Annotated in this window: 22 protein-coding genes; 8 read left to right on the forward strand and 14 right to left on the reverse strand. The window is 62.8% G+C overall.

The annotated features are described in order from the left end of the window. Positions 1 to 9 precede the first annotated feature (9 nt). A complete protein-coding gene (locus QQ658_RS12485; protein WP_286025164.1) occupies positions 10 to 1,677 on the forward strand; it encodes a dihydrolipoyl dehydrogenase in 1,668 nt (555 codons plus the stop codon). A 53-nt stretch (positions 1,678 to 1,730) separates the two neighbouring features. Here the strand turns inward: QQ658_RS12485 and QQ658_RS12490 are convergent, their stop codons facing one another. Genes QQ658_RS12490 through QQ658_RS12500 form a run of 3 tightly spaced genes read right to left on the reverse strand, consistent with a single transcriptional unit; the run spans position 1,731 to position 5,986 of the window. Further along, positions 1,731 to 4,712: a UvrD-helicase domain-containing protein gene (locus QQ658_RS12490; protein WP_286025165.1), complete on the reverse strand. Its 2,982-nt coding sequence runs from the start codon at positions 4,710 to 4,712 to the stop codon at positions 1,731 to 1,733. Positions 4,713 to 4,723: 11 nt separating this feature from the next. Beyond that, on the reverse strand, positions 4,724 to 4,888 hold the full coding sequence (locus QQ658_RS12495) for a translation initiation factor IF-2 N-terminal domain-containing protein (protein ID WP_286025166.1): 165 nt from the start codon (positions 4,886 to 4,888) through the stop codon (positions 4,724 to 4,726). Between the two features lie 9 nt (positions 4,889 to 4,897). Beyond that, positions 4,898 to 5,986 (reverse strand): AAA family ATPase, encoded by a 1,089-nt coding sequence (locus QQ658_RS12500; RefSeq protein ID WP_286025167.1) that lies wholly within the window; start codon positions 5,984 to 5,986, stop codon positions 4,898 to 4,900. 363 nt (positions 5,987 to 6,349) lie between these two features. Here QQ658_RS12500 and ilvD point away from each other — a divergent pair, with 363 nt between their 5' ends. Then, positions 6,350 to 8,197, forward strand: a complete 1,848-nt coding sequence (gene ilvD, locus QQ658_RS12505; protein ID WP_286025168.1) for a dihydroxy-acid dehydratase — start codon at positions 6,350 to 6,352, stop codon at positions 8,195 to 8,197. Between the two features lie 132 nt (positions 8,198 to 8,329). Here ilvD and QQ658_RS12510 read toward each other — a convergent pair whose 3' ends face one another. Further along, entirely contained in the window at positions 8,330 to 9,613 is a 1,284-nt protein-coding gene (locus QQ658_RS12510) for an ATP-binding protein (RefSeq protein WP_286025169.1), read from the reverse strand. A gap of 541 nt (positions 9,614 to 10,154) precedes the next feature. Between QQ658_RS12510 and QQ658_RS12515 the strand changes: the two genes are divergently transcribed. The 5 genes from QQ658_RS12515 to QQ658_RS12535 all read left to right on the forward strand — a co-directional run bounded on the left by QQ658_RS12515 (position 10,155) and on the right by QQ658_RS12535 (position 16,529). After that, complete coding sequence (locus QQ658_RS12515) at positions 10,155 to 11,228, forward strand: ABC transporter permease (RefSeq protein ID WP_286025170.1); 1,074 nt, start codon at positions 10,155 to 10,157, stop codon at positions 11,226 to 11,228. After that, positions 11,225 to 13,165, forward strand: a complete 1,941-nt coding sequence (locus QQ658_RS12520; protein WP_286025171.1) for an ATP-binding cassette domain-containing protein — start codon at positions 11,225 to 11,227, stop codon at positions 13,163 to 13,165. The genes QQ658_RS12515 and QQ658_RS12520 overlap by 4 nt, the downstream gene beginning before the upstream one ends. Beyond that, positions 13,162 to 13,758, forward strand: coding sequence for a TetR/AcrR family transcriptional regulator (locus QQ658_RS12525; protein WP_286025172.1), 597 nt, complete (start codon positions 13,162 to 13,164; stop codon positions 13,756 to 13,758). The genes QQ658_RS12520 and QQ658_RS12525 overlap by 4 nt, the downstream gene beginning before the upstream one ends. A gap of 247 nt (positions 13,759 to 14,005) precedes the next feature. Then, positions 14,006 to 15,412: a sugar porter family MFS transporter gene (locus QQ658_RS12530; protein ID WP_286025173.1), complete on the forward strand. Its 1,407-nt coding sequence runs from the start codon at positions 14,006 to 14,008 to the stop codon at positions 15,410 to 15,412. A gap of 124 nt (positions 15,413 to 15,536) precedes the next feature. Continuing rightward, positions 15,537 to 16,529: a carbohydrate kinase family protein gene (locus QQ658_RS12535; RefSeq protein ID WP_286025174.1), complete on the forward strand. Its 993-nt coding sequence runs from the start codon at positions 15,537 to 15,539 to the stop codon at positions 16,527 to 16,529. 237 nt (positions 16,530 to 16,766) lie between these two features. On the opposite strand, the gene fbaA is transcribed toward QQ658_RS12535, so the two are convergent. From fbaA to QQ658_RS12550, 3 genes are all read right to left on the reverse strand, one after another. Next, positions 16,767 to 17,789, reverse strand: coding sequence for a class II fructose-bisphosphate aldolase (fbaA, locus tag QQ658_RS12540; protein WP_286025175.1), 1,023 nt, complete (start codon positions 17,787 to 17,789; stop codon positions 16,767 to 16,769). 156 nt (positions 17,790 to 17,945) lie between these two features. After that, the gene (locus tag QQ658_RS12545; RefSeq protein ID WP_286025176.1) at positions 17,946 to 18,578 is read right to left on the reverse strand and encodes a hypothetical protein; all 633 of its coding nucleotides are present in this window, start codon (positions 18,576 to 18,578) and stop codon (positions 17,946 to 17,948) included. A gap of 24 nt (positions 18,579 to 18,602) precedes the next feature. Beyond that, on the reverse strand, positions 18,603 to 19,652 hold the full coding sequence (locus tag QQ658_RS12550; protein ID WP_286025177.1) for a D-2-hydroxyacid dehydrogenase: 1,050 nt from the start codon (positions 19,650 to 19,652) through the stop codon (positions 18,603 to 18,605). A gap of 152 nt (positions 19,653 to 19,804) precedes the next feature. Here QQ658_RS12550 and QQ658_RS12555 point away from each other — a divergent pair, with 152 nt between their 5' ends. Next, entirely contained in the window at positions 19,805 to 20,410 is a 606-nt protein-coding gene (locus tag QQ658_RS12555; protein WP_286025178.1) for a hypothetical protein, read from the forward strand. On the opposite strand, the gene QQ658_RS12560 is transcribed toward QQ658_RS12555, so the two are convergent. The 7 genes from QQ658_RS12560 to QQ658_RS12590 are packed head-to-tail and all read right to left on the reverse strand — an operon-like array spanning position 20,411 to position 26,300. Beyond that, on the reverse strand, positions 20,411 to 21,574 hold the full coding sequence (locus tag QQ658_RS12560; RefSeq protein WP_286025179.1) for a MalY/PatB family protein: 1,164 nt from the start codon (positions 21,572 to 21,574) through the stop codon (positions 20,411 to 20,413). A 9-nt stretch (positions 21,575 to 21,583) separates the two neighbouring features. Next, positions 21,584 to 22,258 carry a TrmH family RNA methyltransferase gene (locus QQ658_RS12565; RefSeq protein ID WP_286025180.1) on the reverse strand — a complete coding sequence of 225 codons (675 nt, stop codon included), beginning with the start codon at positions 22,256 to 22,258 and terminating at the stop codon, positions 21,584 to 21,586. Then, the gene (gene pyrE, locus QQ658_RS12570) at positions 22,242 to 22,781 is read right to left on the reverse strand and encodes an orotate phosphoribosyltransferase (protein ID WP_286025181.1); all 540 of its coding nucleotides are present in this window, start codon (positions 22,779 to 22,781) and stop codon (positions 22,242 to 22,244) included. The genes QQ658_RS12565 and pyrE overlap by 17 nt, the downstream gene beginning before the upstream one ends. Positions 22,782 to 22,803: 22 nt before the next feature. Beyond that, complete coding sequence (locus QQ658_RS12575; protein WP_286025182.1) at positions 22,804 to 23,478, reverse strand: sortase domain-containing protein; 675 nt, start codon at positions 23,476 to 23,478, stop codon at positions 22,804 to 22,806. Between the two features lie 22 nt (positions 23,479 to 23,500). Further along, positions 23,501 to 24,427, reverse strand: a complete 927-nt coding sequence (locus QQ658_RS12580) for an amino acid ABC transporter ATP-binding protein (RefSeq protein ID WP_286025183.1) — start codon at positions 24,425 to 24,427, stop codon at positions 23,501 to 23,503. Then, complete coding sequence (locus QQ658_RS12585) at positions 24,427 to 25,401, reverse strand: amino acid ABC transporter permease (RefSeq protein WP_286025184.1); 975 nt, start codon at positions 25,399 to 25,401, stop codon at positions 24,427 to 24,429. Before QQ658_RS12585 ends, QQ658_RS12580 begins: the two co-directional genes overlap by 1 nt. Next, positions 25,398 to 26,300, reverse strand: a complete 903-nt coding sequence (locus QQ658_RS12590; RefSeq protein ID WP_286025185.1) for an ABC transporter substrate-binding protein — start codon at positions 26,298 to 26,300, stop codon at positions 25,398 to 25,400. The genes QQ658_RS12585 and QQ658_RS12590 overlap by 4 nt, the downstream gene beginning before the upstream one ends. Positions 26,301 to 26,548 lie beyond the last annotated feature (248 nt).

A 26,548-nucleotide genomic window follows, 5' to 3' on the forward strand; every position in this document is an offset into this window, starting at 1 on the left:
ATGACTGCCATGAATGATTCGTTCGATGTGTTGGTGATCGGTGCCGGGCCGGGCGGTTATGTCGCCGCGATCCGGGCCGCCCAGCACGGGCTGCGAACTGCCATCGTCGAGCGCGGAAACGTAGGTGGGGTCTGTCTCAATGTGGGCTGCATCCCGACCAAGGCGATGCTGCACGGCGCCCAGGTTGCCCACACATTGGCCGATGCCGGCACGTATGGTTTCACCGTGCCGGGCGGAACCGTGTTCGACATCGGGCAGCTGGTGAAGTTCTCGGATTCGGTGGTGTCCCAGCTGGTCGCGGGCGTCCGTGCTTTGCTGGCAGCAAACGGAGTCGAGGTCATCACCGGTTCCGCGAAACTGACCGGCAAGGGCGAGGTGAGTGTTACCGATCAGGCAGGAGCGACACCTGATGGACGCCAGCGAGCGGGTGAGCCGCACAGTGCGGAGACCGTGCGGTCCCATGACGGGACCCGCCGACCCGACGCATCGCAGCTCGAGGATGCGGGAGCACGTGGCTCCGGTCGTATCCTGCGGAACGGCACGAGCGCGGGCCCGGCGCGCGTGCTGCACGCCGATCACGTCATCGTCGCGACCGGTGCGCGTCCGAGGGTGCTGCCCGGCATTACACCGGATGGCAAGAACATCTGGACCTCAACCGACGCCCTGCGTCCGACGAAGCTGCCGGAATCGCTGGTGATCATCGGTTCCGGCGCGATCGGCACCGAGTTCGCGAGTCTGTATGCGGGCCTCGGCACCAGGGTCACGCTGTTGGAGGCGCTCGATTCGATCCTTCCGGCCGAGGACGCAGCAGTCTCGGCAGCCATGGTGCGTCAACTGCAGGCTCAGGGGGTGCGGTGCGAAGCAGGCGTACGGGTTGTTTCGGTCACCTCACAGGAGCCAGAAGCACTCGCGGGATCATCTCCAGCCGACCATGACATGCCGCCGGGCAGCATCTTAGGATCAGCCGAAGCGGGCAGCGGCGACGCCGCCCGGGACAACGGAGCCGGCGTCACCACCACGATCACTCTCGCGAACGGACAATCCGAAACCATCCACAGCGAGCACGTGCTGGTCGCCGCCGGAGTGGTGCCCAATACCGAGGGACTCGGATTGGCCGAGCTCGGCGTCCGGTTCGAGCGCGGCTTCATTGCCACGGACGAATGGTGCCGCACCGGGGTGGCAGGGCTCTATGCCATCGGAGATGTCGCGGGCGGTCCATGCCTGGCTCATAAGGCCAGTCATGAGGCGATCATCTGTGTGGACCATCTCGCCGGAGTTGCGGGGGTTCGTCCGCTGGACCGGGTCTTCGTGCCTCGCTGCACCTATTCTCGTCCGCAGATTGCGAGCCTCGGATACACCGAAAAACAGGCCCGCGAGTTCGGGCGCCGAATCGAGATGGGTGTCTTCGATCTGGCAGCCAATGGCAAGGCCCTGGCCCAGGGTGAAGCCGCCGGGTTCGTGAAGACCATCTTCGACTCCGAATCCGGTGAACTGCTCGGCGCGCATATGGTCGGGCCGGAGGTCACCGAAATGATTCAGGGATTCTCGATCGCTCGCAGCTTGGAGGCCACCGCCGACGAGCTAGCCGAGACCGTCTTCCCGCATCCATCGGTCTCCGAAGCAATGCACGAGTCGGTGCTGGCTTCGCTGGGCCGGGCAATCCACGCACTGCCGTAAACCTGTTTGGGCCCTTGCCGATCCCCTCCGGCAGGGGCCCAAACTCCTACTCATCATTGCGAAGCTTCGTCTGGAACGAAATGCTCGTGGATGACCCTGTCTTGCTGAATGACTGTGATCTGAGTGCCTGCTTGCTTGGCCCATGAATCGGCGTCCAGCAGGTGCCGCCAGTCCATATCGGTAGTCATGCTCCAGCAATCGTCAGGTGCGCCTCGCCAGGTAAAACCGGACGACTTGAGATCCGCTCTCCATCCGTCGAGGTCAGGGCCCAAGGCATTACTGACCAGGATCTCCACCCGATCGTCCGGGCTTAATGCGCCAGGCATGTCCGGCAAGACGGCGAGAGTAGCGGAGAAGGCCTTCCAGAACGGTGACGCGCCCGACGCGGACGTGAGCACATCGAGATACTCGCGTGGGCGGCTGATCCCGACATAGAACAATCGCCGTTCGGCATCGGTCAACTTCTCAGGAGTGTCCCCGAACACCTGCAGCATCTGCCAGGTCGGGTGAACGAACGGATGATTGTGGTCGTCCACATCGACCAGAATGACGGCGTCGGCCTCTTGCCCCTTGAAGCTGTGAATCGTACCGAAATGGACGCTGTCCGAGTCTTCTACACCCAGCAGTTCGAGGAACTTAGAGCCGTATTCATCGAACGAACCCCATACCGATTGATGAGCCGCGGCCTTGCCGCTGCCAAAGTGAACGAACCGGCCGTGGCCGTTTCTGCGCAACACAGCCACCGTTCGTCCATGTGCCAGGTGTTCGGCGATCAGCCGTAATAGTGCGGGTGTTAGCCGGTCGCAGGCGTCGAACAGTTTCTGCTCGTCTGCAGTGGGCCAAAACCCATCCAGGTCGAAGGTGCGGATGACTCCCTCGCCGGCATCGGCCGCCGGTTTCGCTGGTGTTCCGCGCCCGCTCATCAGGGTGTTACCGGCCTTCACGATGGCCTTCGCGGAGCGGCGATTGGTCACCAATTCAAGGCGTTGTGCTCCCGGAAATTCCTTTTCGAAATCGTGGAAATATCTGGTGTCGCTGCCTGCGAATTCGTTGATCGCCTGCCAGTCGTCGCCCACCGTCATCACCGTGCAGCCGGGCGCTACCGCCAAGATCGCCTGAATAAGCTCGTCGAACATCAGCGAAAAATCTTGAAACTCATCAATGACGATGTGCCGAAGCCCGGCCAACGAACCCACCTCCCGCGCACCACCGCCGAACTCGGTCTCGCCACTGCGAACCTTGCCGATGGCCTGCCACATCAGACCCGGAAAATCATTGCTGTGACTGTCGGCCAACTTCGCCTCATATCGGCCGAGCACATCCGCTGCCAGTTCGGTAACCGCGCCCGGCCCGACAGCGCCATGCGGTGCTTGACCCAGCTCGGTTTTCAGCTGTGCACTGCTCCAACTGCGCTGCCGCGCTCGGGAAATGATCTGCCGGACGACTGAGGTGAACCTGTCGATAGCGCGTTCTCCCACCCGCTCCCACATGTCATCCTCGCCCAGCTTCGGTGGCTGAGGCAGACCGGCAGCCCGCAGGTCATGCAACAGCGCCGCCTCGAAACCCGGGTCCGCGACATTTTCAGGAAGGTACCCCAGGAAGGTCACAGATTCGGACGGGTTCTTCTCAATCCATTCCGCCCAGTAGTCGCGCTTCTTCTGCGAAATCTGGTCATATTCCAGATCGCCCACCATGCCGAAATATTCGATGACCACATGCTTGCGCCGCTTGCCGGAGCTCGTATCAACCGGATCGAAGATCATAAAATCAGGCTTGTAATTGGCTCCGTTCCAGAAGACGTCAGCTTCGTATTTGTAGGTCCATTCGTTCGTGTGCTCCGAGTCGCCAGTGAACCCGTTCAGATACAAAGCATTTGCGATCGCTTTTTCGCCATAAGACTTCACGAAATCGCCCTTGATACTCTCGCGGGCGAGTCCTGCTCGCTCGGCCAGGCCCTGTCTCGCAGATACCTGGCCGAACGCCTTGATGCGTTCCCAGTCACCCTTGAAGTACTCGAGCATCACGTCCCTGACGCGACGCTCCCAGTCCGGGTCATCCATGAGCTCGTCAATACATTTCTGAACAAACCAGGAAAGCTCACCACCGGTACCGGACGCATCAGACGCATCGGCAAGCAGCGTCCCTGTTGGGTGGACGATCCGGTGGGCGAGCGCGTGAAAGGTCAGCACATAGGGCAATTGCTCTGGTCCGAGTTGGCTCGCCAGCCTGGTCTCGATCTCTTTGGCCGCATCTTTGTTGAACGCGAGCATCATGATCGATTTCGGGTCAGCCCCGCGTCCTTTGATGAGAAATACCGTGCGGGCGACCATGGTTGCGGTCTTCCCACTCCCAGCACGCGCCGCCACCAGCGCATGCTGCCCGGTCGTTGCGATAACGGCCGCCTGCTCCCGATTCGGGACGAAGGGTCTACCGCTGCCGAAAGCAACGTTCTCGCGACACCATTCGACGACGTGATCAATGATGACCGACCGGGCATGTGGGCCGAGACCGGCCAGGTCAACACCCGCGGCCGGGAACCCGTCCTGGAGCCACTGCACGAGGCAGGCTTCGTAGATTCTGGCGGTACCGATTTGTTCGAGGAGCCAAGAGGATTCCATCAAGTGATCGGTGCCTGCCAGATCGCCCCTGATCCTATCCGGCAAGGCATTTCGGCACCATCGGGCGATCTGAGTGTCCATCGCGTCTCGGATTCTGGGCCGGGTTCGCAACCGGGACTGCGTGATTCTCCCGATAGTGGGTTCCGGATCGGAGGTCAGTTCCTCGACCAGGTGGGTTCTCACCCAATCGGTGACGCATTGATCGAAACGGTAACCGAGGTCGCACCGGTCGAGTAGCCCGCTGGACTGGATCTGCACTGTGACCTGCCAAAAGTCACACTCCAAGTCGGCAGGAAGAGTGCCGGTGATGCGTTCAGCAGTGGGCTGATACCAGGTGGACGCCGGCTGCAGCTCGCTCTTGGCCGCAGGCGCGCCCGGCGTTGATTCCGCTGACGCCGGCACGTCCGCACCGGTCATTACAGAATCATTCAGCGGTGCGCCGAACTTCGCGCGCACTCGCCGAACAACCGGAGCCTCCAGTGTCGAAGACGTCGAGCGGACGAACCCCCCATCTCGGTGAGCGTGGCGAGCAGTTCGCGGGAGCTGATCCCGAGTTCCCGCGCGAGTTCGTACACCCGAGCCTTGGTCGTCATGGTCTGTCCTCACGCTGCTTCGGAGACTTCGAGCCAGCGTCCGTCGTCCGCGACCGAGACCCGGGCATTGCGGGAGTGGATCTTTGCAAGCGGACGCAACAGGTGCCGCTCAATCGTCCGCTGGAGATATCGGGCCCCATGGGCCGGATCGTAGTCGACGTCCGCGATCCAGGCCGGCACATTTTCGTCGCACAAGATGTGCCAGCCTCGCTCATCCAGACGCTCCGTGAGCCCAGAAACCTCCTTGCGAGCGATCTCGCGGATCGCATAGCGATCGAGTGGATCGAAGACCACCGTTGCGCTCATGCGTCCTATGAATTCGGGCGGCAGAGCCTTGGCGATGACCCCGAGCTGGCGCTCAGCGTCAAAGCTCACTTCTCCGTCTGTGGCGCCGAAGCCGACCTGCGGAGCAGTGGCCTCTTCGGCACCGAGATTACTTGTCATCACGATGATCGACTCGTCGAAGTGAGCAGTCTTACCCCAGCCATCGGTGAGTATCCCTTCATCGAAGATCTGCAGAAACAGTGGCCAGATACTCGGATCCGACTTCTCGAATTCGTCGAGCAAAAGGACATTGAGCGGCTTGCGGCGCACACGGGTGGTGAGCAAACCCTCGGTTGAACTGTTCTTCCAGATCCGGGATCCCCCGATGAGCTTCATGCGCGCATCCTGGCCATCGGCGTACTCGCTCATGTCTAGGCGGATCAATGCCCGGTCGGTGCCGTAAACGACACGGGCGAGCGACTTGGCGAGCTGGGTCTTGCCGACCCCGGTCGGCCCTGCGAAGAAGAACACTGCATGTGGACGCTCGGGTCTGATCTTCAAGCCTGCGAGAGGGGCAGCGAGACTCTCGGCCACCGTGGCGATGGCCTTCTCCTGGCCCCGAACGTCCTGGGCCAATGCCGACACGATGGCCTCGGACGACAGATCCCGCTGGATCTCCGGAAACTCGGGCTCCAGCTCGCCGAAGCCGAAATTGAAGCTGAACTCTTCGATGGCTTCGTCCGAATTGTCGGTGGTCGCATTCGGGTCGCAGGCAAAGGGGTCTTGGTCGTCGACGACTTCGGGGTTCTTGGGGGTATCGATCAGCTGTGCCATAGCGACCACAGTAGGTCTCCGAAGGCTTCAAATCATCCCGAAAACCGAGAATAACCGCTAGTCAGAGAGGTTTAGGCTCGCGCGACATTTCCGTCCCGGATGAATAGACCAAAGCTCTTGTGAGCCTAACAGGGCGTTCAAATATGCTCAGGGCGAACAGAAGCCGAACTATTGCCCGCAAACCTCCGCGCCGCGAATCAGGGGCACGGGCAAGCACCGACGGTGCCTCATCTCACCAGGCGGTCCGATCGAAGCGCCATCATCCCTTGCCACCTGCCATTGCAGGCGTCCACGAGGTGTCGGTTGCGAGGCAGCAATTGCGCCGGAAGCTAGCCTTGTTGAGAAGGCGAAAGAAGGACGATCATGCCGAAGCTGCGATCTCGCACGACCACCGACGGCCGCAATATGGCCGGAGCCCGCGCACTCTGGCGCGCCACCGGGCTCACCAACGAGGATTTCGGCAAGCCGATCATCGCGATCGCCAACAGCTTCACCCAGTTCGTACCCGGCCACGTCGGGCTGCGCGACGTCGGCACCATTGTCGCCGACGCGGTGAAAGAGGCCGGCGGCATCGCCCGCGAGTTCAACACGATCGCCATCGATGACGGCATCGCGATGGGCCACGACGGCATGCTGTACTCGTTGCCCAGCCGCGAAATCATCGCCGACTCGGTCGAATACATGGTCAACGGCCACAAGGCCGACGCGCTGGTGTGCATCTCCAACTGTGACAAGATCACTCCCGGCATGCTGATTGCGGCCATGCGGCTGAATATTCCGACAGTCTTCGTCTCGGGCGGCCCGATGGAGTCCGGGCGTCCGGTGACCATGGACGACGGCTCCCAGTCGCACCGGCTCGACCTGATCGACGCGATGACCAACGCCGTCGACCAGCAGGTTTCGGACGACGAACTGTGGCGCATGGAGCAGGCTGCCTGCCCGACCTGCGGCTCGTGCTCGGGCATGTTCACCGCCAACTCGATGAACTGCCTGACCGAGGCGCTCGGCCTGGCGCTGCCGGGCAACGGCACCACGCTGGCCACCCATGCCTTCCGAAAAGAACTCTTTCAAGAGGCCGGACGCACCGTCGTCCAGATCGCCAAGCGTTACTACGACCAGGACGATGACTCGGTGCTGCCGCTGTCGATCGCCACCAAGAAGGCCTTCTCGAACGCCATGACGATGGACATCGCCATGGGCGGTTCGACGAACACGATCCTGCATCTGTTGGCGGCCGCTCAGGAGGCGAGAGTTGACTTCACTCAGGACGACATTGACGAGCTGAGCCGTCACGTCCCCTGCATCTGCAAGGTGGCTCCGAACACCAAGAACTACTTCATCGAAGACGTGCACCGCGCCGGCGGAATCCCAGCAATCCTGGGTGAGCTCAATCGTTCCGGCCTGCTCGACCCTGAGGTGCACTCGATCCATCACGATTCGATCCAGGGCTACCTGGACGATTGGGACATCCGCGGAGGCAAGGCTGTACCCGAGGCCGATCGGCTGTTCCATGCCGCACCGGGCGGCGTCCGCACTACTGAGATGTTCTCAGCGAGCGCGTTGTGGGACACTCTCGACCTGGACGCAGAATTGGGCTGCATTCGCTCGGTCGAGCACGCCTACACCACAGACGGCGGCCTGGGCATTCTGAAGGGCAATATCGCCCTCGATGGCTGCGTGGTCAAGACCGCCGGTGTGCCCACCGACCAGTGGGTGTTCCGTGGCCCGGCGAAGGTTACCGAGTCTCAGGAGGAGGCCGTCGACGCGATCCTTTCCGGACGCATCGAGGCCGGCGATGTGGTGGTCGTCCGCTACGAGGGTCCGAAGGGCGGGCCGGGTATGCAGGAGATGCTCTACCCCACCAGCTACCTGAAGGGTGTCGGGCTCGGCCCGAAGTGCGCGCTGATCACCGACGGCCGATTCTCGGGCGGTTCGTCCGGCCTGTCGCTCGGCCACATCAGCCCCGAAGCCGCCAGTGGCGGCGCTATCGGTCTGGTGCGGGACGGCGACATCATCTCGATCGATATCCCCGGCCGCACGATCAACGTCGAGCTCTCGGACGAAGAGTTGGCGACTCGCCGCGCTGAGCAGGACAAGATCGGCTGGCACCCGGCCACCCGTGATCGCAAGGTCTCCAACTCGCTGAAGATCTTCGCGCTGCTCGCCCAAAGCGCCGACAAGGGCGCGGCCCGCCGCCAACTCGAAGACTGAAAGTTTGTCGTGCAGTTTGCCGGAGCAACGTCCCACAACGATCCTTGGCCCCACAGGATGATGCTTACTACCGATGCACACCCGCCGCGGATCCGCTCCCAGCGTCCGCCGGACCAGACTCAGGTTGGTTGATCACTCTCGATGCTTCACTGGCGTCCACAGTCTATCGATCGGCATGACATGGATGCGATCGTCGTAGGTAAAGGATCGTTGCCCCGTAGTCAGCACGATCCCAGCGGCAAAGTGCGAGCCTAATGCGGCCCGTAATTGCTGTAGTCCTTTGAAATCAGGTGCTGTCGCACGTTGATTGGCCTTGACCTCGAACGCGACGACCGTTCCATCTTCGAACTCGATTACGAGATCAACCTCGGCGCCGTCGCTTGTGCGCCAGTGTCCAAGCACCACTGGCTCCTCAAGCCAAGAGGTCTGCTTGCGAATTTCGCCTACCACAAAGGTCTCCAGCAAGTTGCCAAATTCCGTCAAGGGCGCGGGGTCCAGCGATCCGAGCTTTGCCGGAGTAAGTCGCAGCAGCCTAGCAGCAAGTCCAGAGTCCACCACGTGTGCTTTTGGACGCGCACTCACCCTTGACCGCAAGGTTTTCCCCCACGCCGGCAGTCTAGAAACCAAGAAGAGATCTTCAAGTAATCGCAAATGGGCTTCCGCCGTTTTGCGCTCCACACCGATTGACTCGGCCGCCTTAGTGATGTTCAGCAATTGACCAGTTTGCGCGGCAACGTAAGTGACCAAATCGGCCAGCGACTGTCTTTGCCTGACCTTGAGCAGTTTGGTTGCATCACGTTCGATTGACTGACGCAAGTAATCATCAAACCAGCGGGCACGAGCAGCATCCGAACGTCGAACGGCAAGCGGAAATCCGCCCGCGCAGACCCGTGCCACATAATCTTCGCGAGAAGTGCCGGACTTGGAGTGCTGTGCCACCACAGAGTCCGAACAGATCCGAAGCTCCTCAATAAGGTTCTCCGTCACGCCAGCCATCTCACCCTGCGACATCGGCCAGAGGACCATCGAGTGGACGCGCCCCGTCAAGGCCTGAGCCGTCATCGGCAGTGCATCCTGCCTCGTAGATCCAGTAATGATCGCTATTCCAGGTTGGCTTCCTTCTCGGTTAAGACGGGCTTTGATCGCGTCCAGAACGTCTGGAACACGCTGATACTCGTCTATGCACAGCGGGATTTGCCCGTCACCGATCAAGCTCAGATTGCCGGCTACTGCTTCGCGCACATCCACGTCATCAAGATCTATGATCTCAACGCCACAGCTTGAGGCGAGACTGCGAAGCACCGTGGACTTTCCCACGGACCTCGGTCCATGCAACGCGACCACTGGCTCGTCTAGAAGCCTGCTTGACAACACCGCTGTTACCCGGCGTTCCAGTAGCGGAGACGCATCGATCATGATTCCAAGGTACCAAACATGAGCACGTCAACTACCCGACTACGAGTAGATTTACTACTCAAATATGAGCGCTTCTAGCGTACAAACATGACATCTCGAAGAGCCTCATCCTAAGGCTGTCGCCTTCGATGGCCCGGAGGACCACCACGCCCGGATCGAGAACCCCACCCTCGGCATCGACGAGCACACGTTGCTGTTCATGCGCGGCGCGGCCGCATATCAACACGTCGCCCAAACCTCGGGGGTTCCGCGCGCCAGCCACTGACCGATCGCCCACCGTCAAGTGGCTACTGAAATAGACGATGACTGCCGATACCAGGCATGATCAGTGTCCTGGCTGCCGGTATGGACGATGGCGCGTGCTATGCCGCGAGCCAGGATCTATTTCGGCAGTAAAAGGCAGTCGCTCGACATGGCTCGCACACTATCGGGTGACCCGGATTCCGAACAGCCAACGCCCGACTCGAGCAGCCCACACCCGTCCGTCAGGAATAAATCAACAAGATTGACTTAGTCCTTACGCGGAGATCAATCTGACGGCATGCGAGCCATGATCGTCAAAGAGTTCCGGGAACTGGCCAGGGATCATCGCACCCTTGCGATGACTCTTGTGCTGCCCATATTGCTGCTGGTGGTCTTCGGATACGCCGCGAACTTCAACGTCGATCAGGTGCCGACCGCACTAATCGGCAGCAACACTCAGACCGTGCAAGACCGGTTGCCCGACCTGTTCGAGGTGACCGAACTCACAGGGTCAACGAGCCAGGGCGACAACAGCAACCCAGAGCAGATTCTGCGCTCGGGCCAGGTCGATGTCGTACTCGACACCTCGGCCACGCCGGTGACCGCATACATCGACGGCTCGGCACTGTTCGCCGCCCAGTCGGTGCAGATAGCCGTCGGCCAATCGGGCGGCCTGCTGCAATCAGAGGTGCTGTTCAACCCCGACCTGACAACGTCGTGGGTGCTGGTGCCCGCGATCGCCGGACTGATCATGGCGCTGATCGGCACCATTATCACCTCGATCGGCCTGGTCAGGGAGAAGGAGACCGGCACCATCGAGCAGCTGGCGGTGCTGCCGATCCGGCCGTCCGCCGTCATCATCGGCAAGATCGCGCCCTACTTCGTGCTGGCCACCGCAGACATCACGATCGTCACCCTGCTCGGACTGTGGCTTTTCGGCGTGCCGTTCAACGGGCCGGTGTGGGTGTATGCGCTCGGCGCCGGCTGTTTCCTTCTCGTGGTGCTCGGCTTCGGCGTCTTCGCCTCCACCGTCTCGACGACAACCGGCCAGGCCATCCAGACGGCGATGTTCTTCATGTTCCCGCAGATCCTGCTGTCCGGCATGGTCTTCCCGCTGGACGCCATGCCCTGGGGCGTGCGGTGGATCGGCTTTATCCTGCCCCTGACCTACTTCATCAAGGTCGCTCTCGGCGTGCTGCTGCAGGGCGCCGGCATCGCCGAGCTGTGGCCGAATCTGGTCGTCTTGGCAGGCATGGCGCTGGTCGTGCTCTCGGCGGCGACCCTGCGATTCGGACGATCACTCGCGCCGCGCCAGCCCCGATCCGTCCGTCGCTCTGAAGCCGAGGCTGCCACAGACCGCGAGGCAGCATGATGTTCGGCGTCCACGATGTCACGGTGAGGTTCGGCGACCGGCTTGCCCTCCGCGAGGTGAGTCTGGACGCCCCGCCCGGGGCTGTCACGACCGTCGTCGGCGGCGACGGCGCCGGCAAGTCGACCCTGCTGAAAGTGCTGGCCGGACGCATCCTGCCCGATCGGGGAACCGTTCACGCTCCCCCAGCCGGCCGGTTGGGCATGCTGCCGGCCACCGATGGTTCCTGGGCGAATCTGACGGTGCAGCAGAACCTCGAGTTCGCCGCGGCTGCCCACGGCCTGGCGCGATCCGAATCCCGCGGACGAATCAACGAGCTGATCTCTTCTGCCGGTCTGGACGCCGCCCGGAACCGGCTGAGCTCAGCGTCGTCGGGAGGCATGCGCCGCAAGCTCGGCGTGATCATGGCGCTGGTCGCGCGTCCGGACCTTGTGTTGCTCGATGAACCGAGCACCGGCGTCGATCCGGTGAGCCGTGTCGAGCTGTGGCGGCTGATCAGTCGGGCTGCTGCCGATGGTGCAGCCGTTGTCACGACGACGACCTATCTGGACGAGGCCGAGCGCGCCAGTTGGTTCCTGGCGCTCGACGCCGGGCGTCCATTGCTGTGTGGCGAGCCCGCCACGGCGAAGACCACCTTCAGCGGAGCATTCTGGGCATCTTCCGACCGGCGATCAGGCCTTGCCTGGAGACGGGGCCGCTCCTGGCATCACTGGGGTCGGGAGCTTCCCAAGGACGCAGCTGCCCGGCAGCCCGATCTCCACGACCTGGTAGTAGCAGCCTCGCTCCGCGCCCAACTCGAACCCACCGACCAGAACGATCAGAATGGCGCCCGGGCAAGCGAGACCTCAACCGGCAAACGAACAGCCGGTGCCGCTGTCCAACGCGCCACCACCGGCGGAAACCGGGTCATCCCGAATCTGGCGAAGCGTGCGGCCGTGCCCCTGCTCAGCATCAGGTCGCTCAGCAAATCATTCGGACGCTTCGACGCCGTAAGAGAGGTCAGCCTCGAGGTGAACCCGGGCGAAATCGTCGGACTGCTCGGCGCCAACGGCGCGGGCAAGACGACCTTGATGCGCTGCGCGCTGGGGATCCTCGCGGCAAGCCACGGCTCCTCAATGCTCTTCGGCCAGGCCCCTTCACGCGAGGGCCGCGCCCGCATCGGCTATGTCCCTCAGATTCGCGGGCTGTATCCCGACCTGACCGCCCGCCAGAACGCAGAGTTCAGTGCGTCCGTCTTCGGTCAGCTGAAGGCGGAGCGCCGACGGCAAACAGAGTTCCGCCCGGTCCGCGGTAGGGCTGAGGCAGCAAGACGCCGATCGGACAGCAGCCAGGACGAGGCTCTCTCAGCCGATCCGAATCAATCAACGAGCCCGGCTCGGGCAAATGATCAAGCCGAGCCGAGAGCGGGTCTCGCTGCCGCCGGCTATCGCGACGTGCCCGTCCGCGATCTGCCCGCCGGCCGGCAACGCCGGCTCGCGTTCGATCTCGCGCTCGCCCATCGTCCGGAGCTGCTGGTGCTCGACGAGCCGACATCGGGAGTCGGTCCGCTCGAATCGTCCGAACTGTGGGAGATCATCGGTGCGCAGGCCGAGTCGGGCATTGGCGTCCTGGTGACCACGCACAACATGGCCGAGGCCGCCCAGTGCGACCGATTGGCGATCATGACCGACGGACGACTAGCTGCCGAGGGAACCGAATCCGAGATCATCGGGGACACTCAGGTGGTCACCGTCGAGACCATCGACTGGCAGATGGCCTTCGAACTTTTGTCGGACGCACACCTCATGGTGACCCTGATCGGACGATCGGTCCGCGTCTTGGGAGCCGGCTTGGAACACGTCGGCCAGGTGCTCGGCAATCTCCCCGGAGGGATCGCTTCGGCCATCATCACCATGGAAAGGGCGACCCTCGACGAGTGCATGGCACTGTTGACGATATGAGCACGCGAGCGCGAGGTCGTCGTCCCGGAATCTCGACGACCAGGGACGAGATCGTGCGTGCCACGGCTGAGATCGTCGAGGCCGAAGGCATCAACCGGGCAACCGCCCGCGCCATCGCCAGCCGTGCCAAAGTCGATCCCGCGCTCATCTACCGCCATTTCGGAAACAAGGATGCCCTCTTCGATGAGGTCTTCCAGAAGATCTTCGCCAGCATGCCCGGCTACGATCGCGACATCGCAAATGGACGCGAGCTGGTCGAACTGGCCCTCGACCTGTGGGAAAACCCCGGACGCAGAATGATCGGCATGAGCGTGATCCGCTCGGCCACCGCCAGCGAACGGGCATCGCTCACGGCACGCAAGGTGATCACGCGCACCATCCTGAAGAAGGTCGGAAGCTGCGTGCGATCCGACCACCACGACCTGCGCGTTGCGCTGATCGCCGCGCAGATGGTCGGCATCGTGCTGGTGCGCCACGGCATCAGGCTCCCCGCACTGTCGAGGGCCACGCGCGCCGACATCATCCGCGCCGCCGCTCCGGTCATCGAGCATTTTATGCACGGCGATCTGGGCCCCGAGCACAGCTCGCACTGAATCGGTCACAGAGCTGCCCTGGGCCGAGGGCCACGTGCAGATAGCAGGAGAGTCCTGCGCTTCACGTGCCGTGCTCGCCCACGGCGGCAGGCTGCACTGCTCATCTTGTGAGACCCACGAGAACTCTTGCCGAACTCCCGGCGTTAGGCGTAGTTTCCCTCCTAGCGACAACGTTCTAGCAGTTCTCTGAATCAGAGCTGGGTCGCGCCGCAGCAAGAATCTGTACCCCAGGCAAGGAACTACCCCAATGTCGGATACCGCTGTTTTACAAAAGAGCTCGGGTGCCAATTCGCTGGTCATCCGCAGCGCTATCGTCGCGTCCATCGGTGGCCTGATCTTCGGCTTCGATACCGCCGTGATCTCAGGCACCACGACCTCACTCGAGCGAGTATTCAATCTCTCGTCGAGCGGTCTTGGTTTCACCGTGGCGATCGCCACCATCGGCACCATCGTCGGCGCGATGTTCTCCGGCCAATTGGCCGACAAGTACGGCCGCCACAAGATGCTGTTCATCATCGGCAGCTTCTATATCATCGGAGCGCTCGGCACCGCGCTGGCGCCCGAGAGCGCGACCGGCCACAACCTGTTCATGCTTTTCCGGTTCCTCGGCGGTATCGGCGTCGGTATGTCCAGCGTCTGTGCTCCGATCTACACCGCCGAGATCGCGCCGCCATCGCAACGCGGACGCCTCGTCGGCCTCGTCCAGCTGAATATCGTGATCGGCATTCTGCTCGCCTACCTGAGCAACTACATCATCCGCCAGATCGTCTCCGAGGAGAACGCCTGGCGCTGGATGCTCGGCGTGATGGCCTTCCCGGCAGTGATCTTCCTGCTGTTGCTGCTCACCGTGCCCGAGACGCCGCGCTGGCTGATGGCGCATGGACGCGAAAACGATGCCGTCGCGATCAGCCGCAAACTCTGCCGGACTCAGGAGGAGTCGGACGGCCAGGTCGCCGAGATCCGCGCTCAGATTCAGGCGGATATCAATGCCAAGGCAACCAAGGTGCCCTTCTTCACCAAGCGCTACCGCAAGGTCATCTTGATGGCGTTTGCGATCGCCATGTTCAACCAGCTCTCCGGCGTGAACGCGATCCTCTACTACGCTCCGGTCGTCATGCAGCAGGCAGGCGCCTCCGACAACGCCTCTTACCTGATGAGCGTCGCCGTCGGCTTCATGAACCTGGTCGCCACCATGACCGCACTCACCGTGATCGACCGTATCGGACGCCGTTCGCTGATGATCGTCGGTTCGATCGGCTACCTGATCAGCCTGGGCTTCTTGACCATCATCATGTTCTTCTACGAGGGACGCTACGACTCGACCTCCTCGGTGCTGGTGCTGGTCGGCCTGCTCTGCTTCATCGCGGCGCACGCCTTCGGCCAAGGCTCGGTCATCTGGGTCTTCATCTCGGAGATCTTCCCGAACCGGGTCCGTGGCCGTGGCCAGTCGTTCGGCAGCCTCACCCACTGGACGTTCGCGGCGATCACGACTTACGCGTTCCCGCCGGTTCTCGATATTCTCGGTGGAGGCGTCGGGTTCGCCATCTTCTTCTGCTTCATGTGTGCGCAGCTCTTCTGGGTGTTGAAGGTGATGCCCGAGACCAAGGGCGTCCCGCTGGAAGAGATGGAAACCAAGCTGGGCCTCGACAAGTAGTAGTTGTTGTGGGCGATCATCGCGATTGCCCACATCCCCTGATCCACCGGTGAGCGCCATTGCATAATTGGTGCAGATTGGTGGATCAGGGGTTTGAACCATCAGCGTGATTCAAAGGAGTGTCATGACGCATTCACCCGCCGCACCCGCGGTCCCGGTCCGCAGCGAGGCCCCGGTCTTGTGTTTGGGCGAGGCGCTGGTCGACATCATCATTCGTAATGGGGAGATCCTCTCCGAGCACGTCGGAGGCAGCCCGCTCAACGTGGCCTGTGGACTGACCGGGCTCGGTCATCCGGCACTGATCGCCTCCTGGTGGGGTGACGACGAACGTGGCAAGGCCATTGAAGAGCACGCCACCGCCCACACCGTCGGCATCGTTTCCGGGAGCGACAAGGCCGACAACACCGCCATCGCCAACGCCCATCTGGACGAGCAGGGCCGCGCGACTTACGACTTCGATCTGGTCTGGGACGTTCCCGCCCTGCCGCCGCCCGCTTCGCTCGCCCATCTGCACACCGGTAGTTTCGCCGCCACCTTGGCGCCGGGCGGCGCGAAGGTACTGGCCGCGGTGAAAAAGATGGCCATCAATGGCACGGTCAGCTACGACCCGAACGTGCGTCCGGCTTTGATGGAGTCCCCGGACAAGGTGATCGGACGAGTCGAAGAGATCGTTTCACTATCCGACATCGTGAAGGCCAGCGATGAAGACCTCGCCTGGCTGTATGGCGAAGACACTCCTGTCGAGCAGGTCATGCGCAAATGGGCCAAGATGGGGCCAGGCCTGGTGGTGTGCACCCGTGGCCCCTGGGGCGCGTACGCGTTGCTGTCGGGCGACCGCGACATGCTGGTCATCGACCCGCTGAACGTCGAGATTGCCGATACCGTGGGGGCCGGCGATTCGTTCATGGCGGGTTTGCTTTCCGGCCTGTTGGACGCGGGCCTGGCGGGCAGCCCGGAGGCAAAGACCAGGCTGAAGGCAGCCGATTGGAGCCAGGTACGCACCGCGCTGCATCGCGCCGTGGTCACCTCGGGGCTCACCGTCAGTCACTCGGGTGCCTATTCGCCGAACCGGGCCGAGGTCGCCCGGGTGCTGACCGCCGATCCGCTGCTGCGCTAGCCCGGACCGATTGCCCGACCCATTCCGGCTCGCGTTGCGCTCGCGTTGCGCGCCCCCGGGTTCCCTTCCCGCTCGCGTTGTAGATTCCGGCTCGCAGCACAACACGAGCAAACGCCATATCGCGAGCCGGAATGAGCCCATCGTCCAGAACGCGAGCTGGATAACCATCACAACATGAAGGAACTGGGGCAGACCCATCGTCTGCCCCAGTTCCTTTATGCGTGTCAGTAACAGCTATCAGTTGCTGTGGGTGCCGGCCGAACCGAGCTGCTGGCAGGCCTCGATGACGCGGGCAGCCATGCCGCCCTCGGCCTCCTTGCCCCAGGCGCGCGGGTCGTACTGCTTCTTGTTGCCGACCTCGCCGTCGATCTTCAGCACGCCCTCGTAGTTCTTGAGCATGAAGTCGACGACCGGACGAGTGAACGCGTACTGGGTGTCGGTGTCGATGTTCATCTTCACCACGCCGTAGCTGACAGCGTCCGCGATCTCCTGGGCGGTCGAGCCGGAGCCGCCGTGGAAGACCAGGTCGAAGGGCTTGTCGATGCCGTACTTCTCGCCACAGGCGTCCTGGATCTCCTTGAGCACCTCGGGACGCAGCTTCACGTTGCCCGGCTTGTAGACGCCGTGCACGTTGCCGAAGGTCAGCGCGGTGATGTACTTGCCCTGCTCGCCGGTGCCGAGCACCTCGAGGGTACGCAGGCCATCGGCCACGGTGGAGTACAGCTTGTCGTTGATCTCGCCGACCACGCCGTCCTCTTCACCACCGACGGCACCGACCTCGATCTCGAGGATCTGCTTGGCCTTCGAGGTGCGCGACAGCAGCTCTTCGGCGATCTGCAGGTTCTCCTCGACCGGAACGGCCGAGCCGTCCCACATGTGCGAGTTGAAGATCGGATCTTCGCCGCGGTCGACGCGCTCCTGGGAGAGCGCGATCAGGGGGTTGACGTACTTGTCGAGCTTTTCCTTCTGGCAGTGGTCGGTGTGCAGGGCGATGGTGATCGGGTAGTTCTTCGCTACCACGCGAGCGAACTCGGCGAGCGCCACGGCACCGGTGACCATGTCCTTGACGGTCGATCCGGACGCATACTCTGCGCCACCGGTCGAAACCTGGATGATGCCGTCGGAGCCGGCCTCGGCGAAACCTCGGATGGCGGCGATCACGGTCTGTGAAGAGGTCACGTTGATGGCCGGGTAGGCGTATCCGCCTGCCTTGGCCTTGGCGAACATCTCCTGGTAGACCTCGGGGCTTGCGATAGGCATATCTGCTTCTTTCTGTCGTTCTCGCGGCGCTCGCCGCGAGTATTCGTGGATTCGCGATGGCCGTTGGCACTATGGGCGTTCCAAAGAATGACCGCTGCGCGCTGATTCTTCGTCACGCCCTATTGTGTCAAATTCCGTCGGCGGTCACCGAACCGCTCACCAAATGTCATCTACTGAACTCAAATCGAGTCCGAATCTGCCGAGCGAGAAGGCTCGCAGCGCCGAATCGACGGCGCTCGGGGAGGCGTCCAGCACGATGATCGGGACCGACCAGCTGCGGTTTTCGTCCCAGTGGATTTCGAGTCGGGGCCCGGGGTTGACGATCTTGTTGGTCCCTTTGATCGACGTGACCTGTTCCCAGTCGATCCGCTCGCCTTCCGGACGAGTCGACAGCACGAGCCCGTGGTCGTCGATCTGGAAGGCAGGGCCGAGTGGCACCTGCGCGGTCGACTTGCGGGCCCTTTTCAGTTGGACGAACTTCACGATGATGTTGGCCACCGTGTAGGCGGCGGATGCGATCAGCAGCCAGAAGAAGACGCTGGTGGTCTCCGGCTTGAAATAGAGATACAGCGCCACGGTGATGATCAGGCTGATCACGCCCATGATCGTCGTCCGGTCGAGGTTTTTGCGTATTCCGCCGGCTCGCTGTGCAATGGCGATCGGTGAATAGCTGACCAGCATTCCCATGCCATCGGACGACGGCGCCTGGGCGTTCAGCGCTGCCTCGCCGGCGATGCCCGGATGATCGGGGGTCCCGGGAACCACCGGGCCTACTGTTTCAGCGCTCACGAACACATCCTCATCTGGTCAACCTCAGTAGAAGAGCTTGGTGTTGACCACGTTACGCATCGGAGCGTCATCGAGGAAGGCATGCAGGTTTTCGATGAACAAGTCGGCGATCCGCGAATCCTCCTTGGCCGAGTTCGCCGCGGTGTGGGGTGAGATCACCACATTGGGCAGATCCCACAGCGGGCTGGATTCCGGGAGCGGCTCGACCTTGGTGACATCGAGCGCCGCAAATCCGAGGTGTCCACAGGCCAGCAGTTCGATCATGGCGTCCTCGTCGATGCACTGGCCCCGCCCGACGCTGGCGATGATCGCACCGGGAGCGAGTGCTTCGAGCACCTCCCGGCTGATCAACTCTTCGGTGCCGACCGCGCCCGGCAGCGCGTTCACCAGCGCATCCGCGCCCTTGGCCGCTTCGACGATCTGGTCGGAGGTGAAAAGCTTCTCGATCGCCTCGACCGGCTTGATCGAGCGGTTCACGCCGATCACGGTGGCGCCGAGCTGGTGGAATCGCTTGGCGCATTCCTGGCCGATCGCCCCCATGCCGACGACCACGATCCTCATGTCGGAGATCATGCCCATCAGCCGGCGGCTCGGCGGCCACAGGTGTTTCTTCTTGTCTTCCTCCAGTTCGGGGAGCTGCTTCGCCCCGGCGAGCACGCCGAACAGGGCGAACTCGGCCAACGTGCCGGCGTGCACGCCCGCGGACGTGGTGAAGATAACCCGCTTCAATTCCTCATCGGTCAGCTGAGCCGCTTTCACCGCGGCGCCGCCGCCGGCGGCCATGATGTGCACCCACTTCAGTTTGGGGTTGGCGCGCACGATCCTGGCGAGCTCGGCCGGGTCGAGGTCGGGAAAGCTGTAGAGAATATCCGCGCTATCGACCAGTTCGTCGAGCCTGGCCTGCTGTTCGGGGGTCCGTTTGAAATTGGGGTCGCCATGATGGTCGGAGGGCCAGCGCATCGGCGCCATCAGATCGCCTTCGTAGACGACCTCGACCCTCGGATCACAGGCGCGGAGCCGATCGACGTACTCTTCGGCCAGCGGCTTTGCTATCACGATGCGCAGTTTTTCCATTTTGCCCTCCCCGCCATATTCAACCAGGTTTGGGCAGGACGCATCGTCCCACCCGACGCATCTGCACGGGAGGTGACCGGCGAGATCAAAGGTGCAGCCGGTACATTGGTGCATTGGCGATCGATCCACAAGCCAACGAGAAGGTCCAACGCATGACGTATTCGCCCAACTCCGGTTTTACACCCGACGGTCCGCGCCAGCGCGGCAATCGTGGTCCCGAGCAGTGGCACACCTTCGGCGCACCATCGGGTGGGGGCGGCGATGAGGGCGAGCGGACGCGCACCGTGCTGATCACCATCTTGGTTTGCGTGGCGATGGCCGTTGTTCTCGGCGCGATCATGTTGTTCCGGCCGGGCCCCCATCTCACCGAGGTCACTCCGGCGCCGAGTGGCAGTCAGAGCACGACTGCTCAGGAATCGGCCCAGCCGAGTGCTGAGGCGACGGCCACCGTGACCGTTACGGTGCCGGCCTCTCCTTCGGCGAAGTCATCGTCCTCGTCGGCCAAGCCGTCCACATCGTCGGCACAGTGGCCGCCCACCGATGCTGCGGCCTGCGGCGACAAGGTCGCAGCGAACTCGGTCACCAGTTGTGGATTCGCCGAAGAAGTCCAGAAGGTCTTCGCCTCCTCGGGAGCGGGCACCTACGATGTCAAGAGCCCGACCACCGGCAGGACCTATTCGATGACCTGCACGAAAGCCGAAGCAGGCATCGCGACCTGTTCGGGCGGGGACAATGCCAAGGTTTACATCAAGGCGTGATCACTTCGGCAGCGCGTCGGCCATTTTCTCGATGGCCTCGATGAGCACCGGCCTGGGCATCGCGAAGTTGAACCGCACCTGTCCGCGTCCGATCTCACCGCATTCGGCGCCGGCGGTGACCGCCACTCCCGCTTCGAGGAAGTGCCGCTGGGGATCGTCCAGGCCCACGGGACGGAAATCGAGCCAGGCCAGGAAGGATGCCTGCGGTTCGATGTATTTCACGCCGGGCAGCAGTTCGGAAACCATTTTGGTGACCACTGCACGGTTTCCATCAAGATAGTCGAGCACCTCGCCGAGCCACGGCGTCCCCTCGCGGAAAGCCGCGATGTTGGCGGCCATGCCCAGCGGCGACGACTCGTAGGGCAGCCCGTGGCCTTGGGTTTCATAGAAACGCTGCTGGGTGGGGTTGGTGAGCACCATTTGCGCGCATTTCAGCCCGGCGATATTGAATGACTTGGACGCCGACATTGCGGTAACGGTGTGCGCGGCAGCGGTTTCGTTGATGCTCGCATAAGGGATATGAGGATTGCTCGCCGGGTAGACCAGCGGCGCGTGGATTTCGTCGCTGAAGACCATGCCGTGATGCCGCTCGACGATCTCGCAGATCGCCTCCAATTCGGCCCGGTCGAACACCTTGCCGATCGGGTTGTGCGGATTGCACAGGATCAGCAGTTTGGCTCCGGCGGCGAATTCGCGGTCGAGGGCGTCGAAGTCCATCGTCCACTCATCATTGCCGCGCAGCATGGGGAGGTCGACGCGTTCGTGACCGAAGGTGACCGGCATGTCGACGAAGGGGAAATAGCACGGCGTCGGGACGATGATCTTCGAATGCGCGGGCAGCCAGTGGGTCATCACGATGCCCAGCCCGGTCAGCACATCGGGCAACCACTGCACCTTCGGCCAATCAACCTGCCAGCCGTAACGCGCGGCGAGGAACTCCGAGGTCGCCTGCTTGAGTTCGGTACGCATCGCCATCGGCGCGTATCCGGTTTGCTGCCGGGCCACCATGTCGCCGAGCGCGTCCTGGATCTTTGGGGCGATGCCGAAGTCCATCTCGGCGATCCACGCTCCGATCGCGCCGGGATAGGTCGTCCATTTCAGACTGCCTGCTGTGCGCAGGTCATCAGGGGTCAGGGCATCGATTCGGTCGGCAAACTCGCTCACGCAGCTACCCTATTCCCGAACGCGTGCAGGCCCAGCGTGGGTGAGCGTCCACTGATACAAGGTGATGGCGGCTGCGGCTCCCGCGTTGAACGAGCGCGTCGAGCCGTATTGGCTGATGGCTACCAGCTTCTCGCATTTGTCCACCATTTCCGGGGTGAGACCGGGGCCCTCCGACCCGAAGACCAGGCAACACGCTTGCGGCAATTCGGTGGTCTCGAGCGGCACCGATCCCGGCAGGTTGTCGACCCCCACCATGGTCAGTTCTTCTGCCTTGCAGTGGTCTGCAAGAGCTTGCTCGTCTGGTTGATGGACGACGTGCAGATACCGGTCGGTGACCATGGCTCCGCGCCGGTTCCAGCGGCGTCGTCCGACGATATGCACCAGTTCGACGTTGAAAGCGTTGGCGGTGCGCACCATCGATCCGATGTTGAAATCGTGCTGCCAGTTCTGGATAGCGACCTGTAATCGGGCCGGACGAATCGCTTGGCGCCGGGCATCCAGGTCGGCGATGATCGCAGGCATCGTCCAATAGCGGTAGCGATCGATCACATTGCGCCGGTCGCCTTGGGCGAGCAGTTCGGGGTCGAACCGCGGGTCATCGGGCCAAGGCCCGGGATAGGGGCCGACACCGACGTCCGTATTGGTCGGATCGTCCGGTTCTGGCGGCTCAGATGTCGAGGTCATCGATGCCGTAGGCGTAGCGGTATTCCAGGCCCGCGGCGTTGACCGCCTCGGCGGCGCCGGTCGAGCGGTCGACGATCACGGCGACTCCGACCACCTCTGCCCCGGCTTCGCGCAGCGCGGCGACCGCCTGCAAGGACGATCCGCCGGTGGTGGAGGTGTCCTCGACGACCAGCACCTTGCGTCCGGCAATATCGGGGCCCTCGATGCGCTTTTGCAGACCGTGCGACTTCGCGTCCTTGCGGACGACGAACGCGTCGAGCCTCTCGCCTTCAGCTGCCGCGGCATGCAACATGGCGATGGCTACCGGATCAGCACCCATGGTCAGCCCACCGACGGCCTCGAACTCCCAATCGGCGACCAGTTCGCACATGATGCGTCCGACCAGCGGAGCAGCCTCGCCGTCGAGTGTGACGCGGCGAACGTCGACGTAGTAGTCGGCTTCGCGGCCGGAGGCGAGCGTCACCTTGCCCCGGACGACGGCCAGTTCGTTGATCAGTTCGCGCAGGCGTTCACGGTCAGTCATGGCCTCAGCTTATCGGGTGGATTCAGCGTGGTTCGGACGAGATCAGATGCCCCACGCCCACCGAGCGATCCTTGGTCGGCAGCAGGTCCTGACTGGTGACCAGGGTGATCATCTGTCCGGTCGGGCGCTTCCCCGAGTCGCCGGGAACTGCGTCCAGCACCCAGTCATCGCCTGATTGGACGGTCAGCTCGCGTGGGGCCACATCGAGTTCATAGCTGAAAACATCGGTGCAGGTGGTGATCTCGACCCGGTCGCCCTCGTTGAGGTCGAGCAGGTTCGCGAACGGCGCGCCGTGGGTGATCCGGTATCCGGCCAGCACGGTGTTGCCGACCTCGCCCACGCCCGCGGTCTGCGGATACCATCCGACGCCGGCGCCGAGCTCGTCCGCGCCTGTTCCGGCCAAGATCGGCCAGGACTCCTCGCCATGCCCCGGGAAGCTCAGCAATCCGATCACTTCTGCATCGGTTTCCGAGGTACCGGTGCCGGTAGCATCACCGGTGGCGCATGAGGCCTCGAATTGTTCGATCGCGTCGCGGGCCTGAGCGGCCGCCCGTTGATCGGTGCCGACATAGACCCAGAACGACCAGACCGCTACGGCAACGATCGCCACGGCAAGCAACAGCCAGGCGGCCTTCAGTAACCGTCCGCCCCAGCTTCTGGACGGACGGGCGCTGGTCGCGCCTGACTTCTTGCTCACCTGGATGATCCTAATGCCAGATTCACCGGCGGACGCGCGACAGGAAGGCTTGCGTCCGGTCTGCTTGCGGGTGGTCGAGGACCTGCTCGGGCGTCCCTGACTCGACGACCACGCCGGCGTCCATGAAATAGGCCCGGTCGGCGACCTCGTGAGCGAAACCCATCTCGTGGGTGACGACGATCATCGTGACGCCCTCGGCGGCCAGGGTCTTCATCACTTGCAGCACCTCCCCCACCAGTTCGGGGTCGAGCGCCGAGGTCGGCTCGTCGAAGAGCATCAACTCGGGATCCATGGCCAATGCGCGGGCGATGGCGATGCGCTGCTGTTGGCCGCCGGATAGTTGCGCCGGGTAGGCGTCCGCCTTGTCGGTCAGGCCGACCTGGGCGAGCAGATCCCAGGCGCGCTCGCCGGCGTCCTTCTTCGACTTCTTGGTGACAACGATCTGGCCTTCGGTGATGTTCTCCAGCGCGGTCTTGTGTGGGAAGAGGTTGAATCGCTGAAAGACCATACCGATCTTCGACCGCTGACGGTCGATCTCGGAATCCTTGCGCTGATAGAGCCTGCCGTTCCGTTCCTGGTAGCCGATCAGTTCGCCGTTGATCCAGATGCGTCCGCCGGTCAACGTCTCCATCTGGTTGATCAGCCGCAAGAAGGTGGTCTTGCCCGACCCGGAGGGCCCGAGCAAAACGACCGCCTCGCCCGGGTAAACCTCCAAGTCGATGCCCTTCAGCACCTCGGTTTCGCCGAACGACTTGTGTACGTTGACCGCCCGCACCAGCGGTTCGCCGCTGCGATCGATATGGGACGCATGACCACCATCCGGCACCAACCCCGCTGCGGACGACGAGACATCGCCGTGCGTGCCAGGCATGATACCCGGGCCGGGTTCTCCAGCACCGGAATCAGGGCACCCGGCGGTCCCACGGGCCTCATCCAGGTAGTCGTTCATCAGTGGTCGCTCCCCGGAAACATGATCGCCGTCCTATGGGTCTTGGCGTCCGCCTTTGCCCGCCGTTTGCCGTTGGCGGGTTCGGTCGGGTTATAGCCGCGTCCGAAGTGCTTCTCCAGCCACGACTGCCCAAATCCCAGAACTGTCGCGGTGACGACGTAATACAAGGTTGCGCCCATGTAGGAGGGAATCAGGTTGTAGGTATTGGTGCCGATCATCCGCAGCTGGAAGAACATCTCGTTGGCCAGCGGCAAGGCGCTCAGCAGCGAGGTGTCCTTGAACATCGCGATGGTCTCGTTGCCGGTCGGCGGCACGATCACTCGCATGGCCTGCGGCAAGACGATGCGCCGCATGGTCTGCCCGTTGCTCATGCCGATGGCCCGGGCCGCCTCCCACTGGCCACGATCGACACTCAGGATTCCGGAGCGGGCGATCTCTGCCATATAGGCGGCCTCCGACAACCCCAGTCCCAAGATCGCCATCCAGATGGTGGTCGAGATGCGGTTCAGATCGAGCCGGAATACCTCCCAGGAACCATCGACCGGCCACACCCCGATCGGCAGCCCGCCCAGGGCGAACGCCCCGGCCGCTCCCAGGATCATCAGCAGCACGTAGCGGGGAATGGCGCGGAAGAACCAGATGTAGGTGCTCGCCGTCACCCTGAGGATCGGATTGTCCGACATTCGCATGACGGCGAGCAGAACCCCCAGCACCACGCCGAGCACCATGGAGCCGACGGTGGCGACCAGGGTTCCGGTGACGAAGCCTTTGATGACCTGCTTCTGGTTCATCGCCTCGAAGGTGAACGCCCAGTCGAAGGCCTGATTGGTGATCAGCTGATAGACGATGAAGACGCCTATCAGCACCATCACGAATCCGGCGACGATCCGGCCGGGACGACGCAACGGGATCGCGTCGATCACCCCCGGCCGCTCGTCGCCGGATTCATTGCTTGCTTGTTGAGGTTGGGTCATGACACCTGTGGGTTAACCGGGAATTCGTCTACGGCAGCCGCCGAGACGCCGTACTTGTCAAGGATGGCCTCGTAGACGCCGTCAGCTTTCAACTCTTCCAACGCCTTCGAAATGACCGATGCCAACTCTAGGTTGTCCTTGGCCATGGTGAATCCGTAGGGTGCCTGGCCGTACTGTTCGCCGAGCGCCTCCATTTTGCCGTCGGAGGTTTGAATCGCGCTCTGGACGATCGGGTAGTCGGCTGCCATCGCGTCCGCCTTGCCGATCATCAGCGCATTGTTGACCTCGTCTTGGCCCTGGTAGGACAGTTCGCTGATCGGGTCGGAGGCGCAGGTGGTCTCCTGCAGTTCCTTGATCTCTTCTTCCTGGGTGGTGCCGGTCTGGTAGGCGATCGTCGTGCCGCACGGGTCGGCCTGATCGACGTCGGAAGGATTACCGGTCAGCGTCGCCCATTGGGAACCGACGTTCAGGTATTCCACGAAGGTGACCGACTCCAGGCGCTCGGGCGTGATGGTGAACGACGAGCTGCCGATGTTGTACTTGCCTGCCTCGACACCGGCCAGAATCGAATCGAAGGCGGCCGGGTTCCAGTTGTTCTCGACACCGAGTTTCGCGGCCACCGCATCGAAGACCTCGACGTTCATGCCGACCACAGTGGTGCCGTCCATGTACTCGTTGGGCTTATAGGTCGCATCCACACCGACCTCGATGGTGCCGGCGTCTTTGATCGCATCGGGCAGCGAATCGTGCAGCTCCTGCGACACCTCGACGGCGGGGATACCCGCATCGGATCCCTCTCCCGAGGCCGAGCCGGTGCTCAACGAATCTGAGCCGCAGCCGCTCATCAGCAGCGCAGCGGCGGACAACACGGCCGCAGCCGCAGCGAATGGACGTTTCATCGGTGGACCTTCCTTGATGATCTGGCGGAGCCCATCACCGGGCTTCGTCTCGGCACAAGACTGACACCCCTGGCCTGGCCCGGCCACGGCGTCCACCGATTAGTCGGTTACAACTTCGTAACCGGGGCAGGCTAGATGCTCCTCCAGATTGCGCTCGTCCTGGATGCGGGCTCAGCCTCAACCCAGATCCGCTGCGGGGCGCCGGATCGATATCCGGGTACCGGTTCGAATGCTCCAGTCTGTATCCG

Origin of the sequence: Propionimicrobium sp. PCR01-08-3, from assembly GCF_030286045.1 — a bacterium.
Taxonomy (GTDB): Bacteria; Actinomycetota; Actinomycetes; order Propionibacteriales; family Propionibacteriaceae; genus Brooklawnia.